Below are 1,539 nucleotides of genomic sequence, written 5' to 3'. Positions count from 1 at the left end.
TGGGGGCTTACCCCAATATTGCAACAACACAGGGATATGTCAGTCACCCAGCACACTGGGTAGACGTGCTCGGTCTCGCATCACATCAGTCAAGTTCGAGCTCCGAACTCGCAATCAATGTGAAGGCCGAGGTCGATGTTCTCAAGGAGAAGATCGCTGCACGTTTCGACGATGTTGCCGGAAGATGGAACAGTGGCCAAATCGACTACAGCTCGAACCAACGTACGCATATAGACGATGGCAACTACTGGGCTGAACGAATGCATCTCGGCACCGAGCTGCACCTGAAACTGTCTGATAGTTTGAAGACGAACAAGATTAAGGGGGTTGTCCCCAACACGCAAGGCAAATTCGGTGCCGATTTCGAAGTCACGCTAAGTGACGGATCCACGCGGTGGTTGGATCTCACCACGGTGGGTCAAACCGATGCCCATGTGAGGAGGTACGGTTTGCAGGAAGGGATGACTCGTTCAGACCATATCATTGCCTACGAAGCGTATTACCCAAGTAGCGGTGCCAGTAGGCTTCATGTGAGGAGGGTTCAATGACAGTGAAGATGACGCGTAAGCAGCTAGTAGAGCGTTGGGGTGGGCCATGTGACCCGGAGTTATTGCTGGCACCATCACCGTTTGGGTTCGTTGACGGACGTGAAGATTTCCGCGGCTTTCACTGGGAAGGCACCTTTAGCGAACACGGTCTTTCCTCTGATGAGTTTCTACCGCCTGGTCAGGTACTAGACAATATTGACTTCAGCTACGCCAACATCAACCCATTTATCGCCCGCGAATTAACCATGCGGCATTGCTACGCCAAACAAGCAACATTTACCTCGCCGGAGTGGGCGCACGGCACCATTTCAGACTGTGAGTTTGAACGCTGCAAGTTCGCTTCCGGGTTCGCTATGCCGCTAATCGTTGCGACTGTCACTGATTGCGTATTTCGGTCATGCACATTCCCAGAGCTCTTCGCTTACGGCACACGCTATGACCGATGCCAAGCTCTCAACATGCGCTTAACCGGACCAAAAGGCGGCAATGACCGATACCCCCTGATAACCAACACCACAGTGACAGGTAAATGGAAAGAATTCACAGTAGAAGAAACCATCGATGGCACCCAACTATCAGGATGTGACTTCAGTGAGGTTGAATTCGGAATCTGCACTTTCGAATATCTAGACATGAACAAAGTCAATATTCCCGACGATATAAAACAGTTCACCGTGACAAACTGGGAAACAGTCTGTGACGATATCCGCACACAACTGCAAAACCTCCATGATGCATCATCACTAGGTGAAGAACCCTACAAACAAACAAGCTTTGCGCTACACATGTTGCAAGACGATCTACGGGGCTACCACGAACAAGTATCACGACCTCGTGGTGCGCGGTACTGCGTCGAACTAACATTCGCCACACGAAGAGGCCACAAACACGACTACCTACTAGACCTCTACCGTGATGCCGGCGCCACATTCATGCTCGACCCAACACCACAACCACAAGAAAAACAATAACCATGCACTCAGGACTTGAA

At 50.9% G+C, this 1,539-nt stretch carries 2 protein-coding genes; both read left to right on the top strand.

Features of this window, described 5'->3' with window-relative positions; all coding sequences use genetic code 11:
- On the top strand, positions 1-548 hold a 548-nt coding region (locus QP994_RS11000; protein WP_284866816.1), incomplete at its 5' end, for a hypothetical protein.
- Complete coding sequence (locus tag QP994_RS10995) at positions 545-1,519, top strand: hypothetical protein (RefSeq protein WP_284856305.1); 975 nt, start codon at positions 545-547, stop codon at positions 1,517-1,519. The genes QP994_RS11000 and QP994_RS10995, both read left to right, overlap by 4 nt.
- Positions 1,520-1,539: the final 20 nt, after the last annotated feature.

Source organism: Corynebacterium sp. MSK044 (genome assembly GCF_030232825.1).
Taxonomy (GTDB): domain Bacteria; phylum Actinomycetota; class Actinomycetes; order Mycobacteriales; family Mycobacteriaceae; genus Corynebacterium.
Note: the sequence above shows the minus strand (reverse complement) of the source record. Positions and strands in the feature narration are given on the sequence as shown.

Excerpts from the sequence above, each read along its gene's own strand:
- QP994_RS10995 (WP_284856305.1), top strand. The coding sequence starts at position 545 with ATGACAGTGAAGATGACGCGTAAGCAGCTAGTAGAGCGTTGGGGTGGG.